Genomic DNA, 7706 nt, shown 5'->3' with positions numbered 1-7706 from the left:
CTGGCTGGGCGTCACCGGCGACACGGTCGCCGCGTTCACGGCCGCCGTCGCCGTCCTGATCATCGCCTGCCCCTGCGCGCTCGGCCTCGCCACACCGACCGCGCTGATGGTCGGCACCGGGCGCGGCGCCCAGCTCGGCATCCTCATCAAGGGCCCCGAGGTACTGGAGTCCACGCGCCGCGTCGACACCGTCGTCCTCGACAAGACCGGCACCGTCACCACCGGACGGATGACCCTCCAGGCGGTGTACGTCGCCGAGGGCGAGGACGAGAAGGAGCTGCTGCGGCTCGCCGGCGCCCTGGAGCACGCCTCCGAACACCCGGTCGCCCGCGCGATCGCCGCCGGCGCCGAGGAACGCGCCGGAGCACTCCCCGCGGTCGAGCACTTCGAGAACGTCCCCGGGCAGGGCGTACGCGGGCGGGTGAGCGGCCGCGAGGTGGCCGTGGGGCGCCTCTACGACGTGCTGCCTCAGGAGTTGGCCCGGGCGGCCCGTGAGGCCGAGCAGCAGGGCCGTACGGCCGTCGTGGCCGGCTGGGACGGGCGGGCCCGCGGGGTCCTCGCCGTCGCCGACGCGGTCAAGGCGACCAGCGCCGAGGCGGTGGCCGGACTGCGCGCGCTGGGCCTGCGGCCGGTGCTGCTCACCGGGGACAACCGCACGGTCGCCGAGGCGGTCGCGCACACGGTCGGCATCGGCTCCGGGGACGTGTTCGCCGAGGTGCTCCCCGAGGACAAGGTGGACGTCGTACGACGGCTGCAGCGCGAGGGGCGGACCGTGGCCATGGTCGGCGACGGCGTCAACGACGCGGCCGCGCTCGCCACCGCCGACCTGGGCCTGGCTATGGGCACCGGCACGGACGCGGCCATCGAGGCGGGCGACCTGACCCTGGTCCGCGGTGACCTGCGGGTCGCGGCAGACGCCATCCGGCTGTCCCGGCGCACGCTGGCCACCATCAAGGGCAACCTGGTGTGGGCCTTCGGCTACAACGTGGCAGCGCTGCCGCTGGCCGCCGCCGGGCTGCTCAACCCGATGATCGCCGGGGCGGCCATGGCCTTCTCCTCGGTGTTCGTGGTGACCAACAGCCTGCGGCTGCGTCGATTCCGCTGAAGTCCTGCCGGGTTACCGGCGGTTCACGCAAGCCGAAGTAAGAGACCCTCTAGAGTCCGGCGCGAGCCTCACATAAGCTCTTCACAAGGCTCGCGCATCTTCCTTACGCTTGGGCCCCGATCGTTGATCGGGGCTCTTGCGCACCTAACGGACATATGCAAGAGACGCAGATCACAGTGATGCGAACGTAACCATCGAAGGGGTTCGAAGGTCTAAGTTGGCGATGTCGGTTCGGCGTCTTGGGGGGCGTCAGCCGGCATCTGGGGATGTCTTGGGGGACTTCCTCAGAGATGCGTTGCCGGGGCACGCACACCGGGAAGCTTTGAGCGGCCCTCCCAGCGTGCGTTGTCCCGGCAGATCGCACCGCGTCACTGGAGCAGGGCGAGTTTTGCTCATTCTGCTCACCGACAGCGATTCAGGCGCTGTCCTCTCCGAGCGCCCGGCCGGATCCCGTGGGGGGAATCCGCACCGGGACATGGGAAGGCGCCCTGGTCGTCGGCCCGTGGGGGGACCGGCGCACCAGGGCGCCTTCCTTCTTTTCGCTTGTCGGCACCGATGTTCGCTTGTCGGCACCGATTCAGGGCCCGCCACCCAGGCAGACCCTGTCGCTCAGTGCGCCGTTCAGCGCTCCTCGACCGGCACGAAGTCGCGCTCGACGACGCCCGTGTAGATCTGGCGCGGGCGGCCGATGCGGGAGCCCGGCTCCTTGATCATCTCGGTCCACTGGGCGATCCAGCCCGGCAGCCGGCCAAGGGCGAACAGGACCGTGAACATCTCGGTCGGGAAGCCCATGGACCGGTAGATCAGACCGGTGTAGAAGTCGACGTTCGGGTACAGCTTGCGCTCGACGAAGTAGTCGTCGGAGAGCGCGTGCTCCTCCAGCTTCAGGGCGATGTCGAGGAGCTCGTCCTCCTTGCCCAGCGCGGAGAGCACATCGTGCGCGGCGGCCTTGATGATCTTGGCGCGCGGGTCGAAGTTCTTGTAGACCCGGTGGCCGAAGCCCATCAGACGGACGCCGTCCTCCTTGTTCTTCACCTTGCGGATGAAGGTGTCGACGTCGGAGCCGGAGTCGCGGATGCCCTCAAGCATCTCCAGCACGGACTGGTTGGCGCCACCGTGCAGCGGGCCCCACAGGGCGCTGATGCCGGCCGAGATCGAGGCGAACATGTTCGCCTGCGACGAACCCACCAGGCGGACCGTCGACGTCGAGCAGTTCTGCTCGTGGTCGGCGTGCAGGATGAGCAGCTTGTCGAGCGCGGCGACGACGACCGGGTCGAGGTCGTACTCCTGCGCCGGGACCGAGAAGGTCATACGCAGGAAGTTCTCGACGTAGCCGAGGTCGTTGCGCGGGTAGACGAACGGGTGGCCGATCGACTTCTTGTACGCGTACGCCGCGATCGTCGGGAGCTTCGCGAGCAGCCGGATCGTGGAGAGGTCGCGCTGCTTCTCGTCGTGCGGGTTGTGGCTGTCCTGGTAGAAGGTGGACAGCGCCGAGACGACCGAGGACAGCATGGCCATCGGGTGGGCGTCGCGCGGGAAGCCCTTGTAGAAGTTCTTGACGTCCTCGTGCAGCAACGTGTGCCGCGTGATCTCGTTCTTGAAAGTGGCCAGCTCGTCGACGGTGGGCAGCTCGCCGTTGATCAGCAGGTACGCCACCTCGAGGAAGGTGGAGCGCTCGGCCAGCTGCTCGATGGGGTAGCCGCGGTAGCGGAGGATGCCCGCCTCGCCGTCGAGGTAGGTGACAGCGGATTTATAGGCGGCCGTGTTGCCGTACCCGCTGTCCAGAGTCACCAGCCCGGTCTGGGTGCGGAGCTTCCCGATGTCGAAGCCCTTGTCGCCGACGGTGCTGTCGACCACCGGGTAGGTGTACTCGCCGTCGCCGTACCGCAGTACTACAGAGTTGTCGCTCACGTCTTCCCTCACCGACGTAGTGCCTCATCTTCGAGGTGCCCTGACTGTCTCTACCATCCCCCATTTGGCTCAGGAGAGTGCACTCGGGGTCGACCATTGGGCCCATTGGCGGCACTCAGTGCCGCCAACTTGCCCATCCTGCCCCCTCCGAACGGCATCTGGAAGTGCTCTGTGACCTTCACGACTCATTTGATCGATCATTTTTTGTGATGCAGGTCGCTGCGCCTGCCCAGCGGCAGGTCAGGAGCCGTGCAGCCGGAAGTCCAGTGCCGCGCAACGCCGTCCCGCGGACACCGTGCGCACCGCCTGTCCGATCGCCTTGCGTGAACCGACGAGGACAACCAGCCGTTTCGCCCGTGTCACCGCCGTGTACAGCAGGTTCCGCTGCAACATCATCCATGCGCCAGTGGTGACGGGGATCACGACGGCGGGATATTCACTCCCCTGCGAACGGTGGATGGTCACCGCGTACGCATGGGCCAGTTCGTCCAGTTCGTCGAATTCATACGGAACCTCCTCGTCCTCGTCCGTCAGCACCGTCAGGCGCTGGTCGACCGGATCGAGCGACGTGACGACGCCGACGGTGCCGTTGAACACACCGTTCTTCCCTTTTTCGTAATTGTTGCGAATCTGGGTGACCTTGTCGCCGACCCGGAAGACCCGGCCACCGAACCGCTTCTCGGGCAGATCGGGACGGCCCGGGGTGATGGCCTGCTGGAGCAGCCCATTGAGGGTGCCCGCCCCGGCCGGCCCCCGGTGCATCGGCGCCAGCACCTGCACATCCCGCCGCGGATCCAGCCCGAACCTGGCCGGAATCCGGTGAGCCGCCACGTCCACGGTGAGCCGCCCGGCCTCCTCCGTGTCGTCCTCCACAAAGAGAAAGAAGTCCTTCAGCCCGTCGGTGAGCGGATGCTGCCCCGCGTTGATCCGGTGCGCGTTGGTGACGACGCCGGACTGCTGGGCCTGCCGGAACACCCGGGTGAGCCGGACGGCGGGAATGGGGCTCCCGTCGGCGAGCAGATCGCGCAGCACTTCGCCGGCGCCGACGCTGGGCAGCTGGTCGACATCCCCGACGAAGAGGATATGGGCCCCCGGCGGTACGGCCTTGACGAGCTTGTTGGCGAGGAGCAGATCCAGCATGGAGGCTTCGTCCACGACGACGAGATCGGCATCGAGCGGCCGATCCCGGTCATAGGCGGCATCCCCACCGGGCTTCAGCTCCAGCAGCCGATGGACGGTGGAGGCTTCCGCCCCGGTCAGCTCGGCGAGGCGCTTGGCGGCACGTCCGGTCGGCGCGGCAAGCAGCACCTTGGCCCGCTTGGCACGGGCCAGCTCCACGATCGACCGCACCGTGAAGGACTTGCCACAGCCGGGCCCGCCGGTGAGCACGGCGACCTTCTGGGTGAGCGCGAGCCGTACGGCGGCCTCCTGCTCGGGCGCGAGATCTGCCCCGGTACGCGTTTTCAGCCAGCCGAGGGCCTTGTCCCAGCCGACGTCCTGGAAGGCCGGCATACGGTCCTGGTCCGTGCGAAGGAGGCGGAGGAGCTGGGAGGAGAGGGCGATTTCGGCCCGGTGGAAAGGAACGAGATACACGGCGGTGACGGGTTCGGAGTCACCACCGTCCGGGCCCGGCACCTTCTCCCTTACGACGCCCGGGTCCTCGCCGTCCTCTCCTGGCTGGGCCAGCTCGGCGAGGCACTCGATGACAAGGCCGGTGTCGACGGCGAGCAGCTTCACAGCATCGGAGATCAGCCGCTCCTCCGGCAGAAAACAGTGCCCTTGGTCGGCGGACTGGGACAGCGCGTACTGCAGACCGGCCTTGACCCGCTCCGGGCTGTCGTGCGGAATCCCCACGGACTGGGCGATCTTGTCGGCGGTGAGAAAGCCGATGCCCCAGACGTCGGCGGCGAGCCGATAGGGATGGTTCTTGACGACGGAGATCGAAGCATCCCCGTACTTCTTGTAGATCCGCACGGCGATGGACGTCGACACCTCGACGGTCTGGAGGAAGAGCATGACCTCCTTGATCGCCTTCTGCTCCTCCCAGGCGTCGGCGATCTTCTTGGTCCGCTTGGGGCCTAGACCGGGGACCTCGATGAGCCGCTTGGGCTCCTCTTCGATGATGCGGAGGGTGTCGGTGCCGAAGTGCTGCGTGATGCGATCGGCGAAGACGGGCCCGATCCCCTTGACCAGCCCGGACCCCAGGTACCGCCGGATGCCCTGGACGGTGGCGGGCAGGACGGTCGTGTAGTTCTCGACGTGGAACTGCTTGCCGTACTGGGGGTGCGAGCCCCAACGGCCCTCCATGCGCAGCGATTCCCCGACCTGGGCACCGAGCAGAGCACCGACGACCGTGAGAAGATCGCCGGCGCCTCTGCCGGTGTCGACCCGGGCGACCGTATATCCGTTCTCCTCGTTGGCGTACGTGATCCTCTCCAGCACACCTTCGAGCACGGCCGTCCGCCGCTCACCGCTCGTGGGGGTCCCCGCCTGTTGAGCCATGATCCGACGGTACCGGTGGGGTGTGACAGCAGGGGCGTCACGCTGCGCCTGGCCCTGCGGATCGAGGGCAACGATTCAGACGAAGTAGTCCTCCGTGTCGGGATCCGGCAGCCCTCGCAAGAACCGCGAGAACGCGTCGCACAGGGAGCAGAGCCGTCCCGAGTCCCGCGGCCAACTCCATGACGGCAGCCGCGTCTCCGTCGTAGCCCACGGTCGGCTCCATGACCCACGCGACCCCGGGCGTATCCGGTTGCGGCAGCCTGAGCCTGCCGTACGTGTGGATGACGTGCAGCGCGGGCGGAACCGGGACCTTCTATGACTCCGTTGGAACCGGCTGCTGTTCCTGCTCTTCGGGGAGTATCGACGGACTCTTCCTTGAAAGCAGTGGTGGCGCCTCACAGCCGCGCCGGTTCACCGTTCTTCCTCATCCACAGGGCTTCACGCAATTCAGAGGCTATCCGTCACATCAGGCCCCAATCCGTCGTCATACGGCTCAGGGGTGGCTACACCCAGTTTCGCTGCGGCACCAAAGATCGTGGGCTCCCCGGGCTCGCCGTCTACGCCAAAGAGCTCATTGAGATCCTTGAGCGCCGCCGCAAGCCTGGGTGCATTGCGGCGATGCACATCCGGATGCGGACGGCCCGAAAAATCAAACCACGCCCAGATGTCGTGATAGACCGCGAGTTCCGCAGAGAGACCGACCGGGGCAGGGGAGACGGACAACTCGACAAGGCGGGGCTCACGGTGCGACTCCCCCACAGCATCGAGCCAATGTCCCGGTCCCGTCACGTACAGGTCGTCAACCTCCGCGTCCGAGAAGCCGACAGGCCTACTTGCACGAACCCGATCAGGAAGACTGGCATCGCTCAGCGGAACTGTGAGCGCCAGCGTTGTCCTGATATTGATGCCTCCCGATCCGTAGACAAACCAACCGTATTCCAGCTGTTGCGGCAGCAAGAGATCCTGCTTCAGCAATACCTCGGCCATGCGCGACGCTGTCACCAGCGCGGAATCCAGCCCTGCGGGGGCGAAATCTTCCAGATCCCAGAACCATGTACCGCACGGACGCGGGGCACGCTTCAACGTCGACATCACTACCTCACGGGAACAAGGGATGGCCGTTGGCCGGTACGCTGACAGATCCATCATGGAAGCGGAGGTGGAACGTGGCCCCAGTCCTCCGAGCCTGGAATTCTACCTCCCTGAACATCTTGGCGTTGAGCTCCGCCATCGGCTGATGGACGTCGAGGATCGCAAGCTTTTTGGCACCCGTGAGATCAGGCAGGAGCTGTTTGGCAGCACTCTTTGCCGCTCCTCTGATGCCTGCGATGTTGTCGACATCCTTCAACTGATAGCCATAGTGCGGCGTGCCATCGGGGTGGAGAGTGGTGACGTCCAGATCGAGCCCGGTCACATCGTCCTTCAGCTCAAACGCCAGGTGAGTGAAGCCCTTGCTCTGCAGATCCGTCGCATGACTCAGCGCCATGTAGGCAGCGGGGACCATGCCCTTCTGATCGCCCCTGCTGGCCTGCTTGCACATCTTGAGTATCTCGTCGTAGTTCTTCACGTCACTGAGATGACCCCGAGAGATCAGATCGGCCACGTCTGCGCCGTAGGGCTCCTTCCGCAAGGTACGCAGAACCTTGGCCTGGTCCTCAGGGCTCATCTTTTCCCGGGTCAACGCCTCTGAGAGCGCTGACTCCTGCTCGGGGCGCATGGGCTCTGACGGAGGGTGAGAGGCATGGTCGCCCACGCCATACCGATCAGCCTGTATGTCGTCGATGGGACGGTCACCTGAGTGCCCACCGCCCGGCAGGTCTGTCTGTCCGTGTCCGGGGAGATCGTGACCAGCCTCGGATGAACTGCCCGCCGGTGCATGGCCGGAGCTGTGCGCCTCGTGGGAGCCTCCGGCTGCCGGGTCATGGCCGTGCCCGCCCGCATCGCCCTGATGATGGCCACCCGTGGTCTGGTCATGCTCCGTCCCGCCGGGGCCGTCCGTATGACCGCCCGTGTGGCCGCTCGGCGGTTCGTGGCTGGCTGAGGGACCCGTGCCGTGCTCGTGGACGCCTCCGCCCGGCAGGTGGTCGGCGCTGCCGCCCGGGAGGTGGTGGTCGCCCAGGCTGCTGGCGCTGGGGAGGTGGTCTCCGCCGGCGTGGACGGTGGGTATGTCTCCGCCCGCGTGGATGCC

Annotated in this window: 6 protein-coding genes; 2 read left to right on the top strand and 4 right to left on the bottom strand. The window is 66.8% G+C overall.

Features of this window, described 5'->3' with window-relative positions; translation table 11 throughout:
- On the top strand, positions 1–1105 hold a 1105-nt coding region (locus tag AV521_RS46070; RefSeq protein ID WP_143658781.1), incomplete at its 5' end, for a heavy metal translocating P-type ATPase.
- Between the two features lie 621 nt (positions 1106–1726).
- On the opposite strand, the gene AV521_RS46065 is transcribed toward AV521_RS46070, so the two are convergent.
- From AV521_RS46065 to AV521_RS46050, 4 genes are all read right to left on the bottom strand, one after another.
- A complete protein-coding gene (locus AV521_RS46065) occupies positions 1727–3016 on the bottom strand; it encodes a citrate synthase (RefSeq protein WP_076097929.1) in 1290 nt (429 codons plus the stop codon).
- A gap of 240 nt (positions 3017–3256) precedes the next feature.
- On the bottom strand, positions 3257–5518 hold the full coding sequence (locus tag AV521_RS46060; RefSeq protein ID WP_076097928.1) for an ATP-dependent RecD-like DNA helicase: 2262 nt from the start codon (positions 5516–5518) through the stop codon (positions 3257–3259).
- Positions 5519–5965: 447 nt separating this feature from the next.
- Positions 5966–6610, bottom strand: coding sequence for a hypothetical protein (locus tag AV521_RS46055; RefSeq protein WP_076097927.1), 645 nt, complete (start codon positions 6608–6610; stop codon positions 5966–5968).
- A gap of 7 nt (positions 6611–6617) precedes the next feature.
- Positions 6618–7235 carry a hypothetical protein gene (locus AV521_RS46050; RefSeq protein ID WP_076097926.1) on the bottom strand — a complete coding sequence of 206 codons (618 nt, stop codon included), beginning with the start codon at positions 7233–7235 and terminating at the stop codon, positions 6618–6620.
- 159 nt (positions 7236–7394) lie between these two features.
- Between AV521_RS46050 and AV521_RS50000 the strand changes: the two genes are divergently transcribed.
- The gene (locus AV521_RS50000; protein WP_179023912.1) at positions 7395–7559 is read left to right on the top strand and encodes a hypothetical protein; all 165 of its coding nucleotides are present in this window, start codon (positions 7395–7397) and stop codon (positions 7557–7559) included.
- Positions 7560–7706: the final 147 nt, after the last annotated feature.

This window comes from Streptomyces sp. IMTB 2501 (assembly GCF_001953885.1).
Lineage (GTDB): Bacteria > Actinomycetota > Actinomycetes > Streptomycetales > Streptomycetaceae > Streptomyces.
This window is presented reverse-complemented; position numbering and strand designations above follow the sequence as displayed.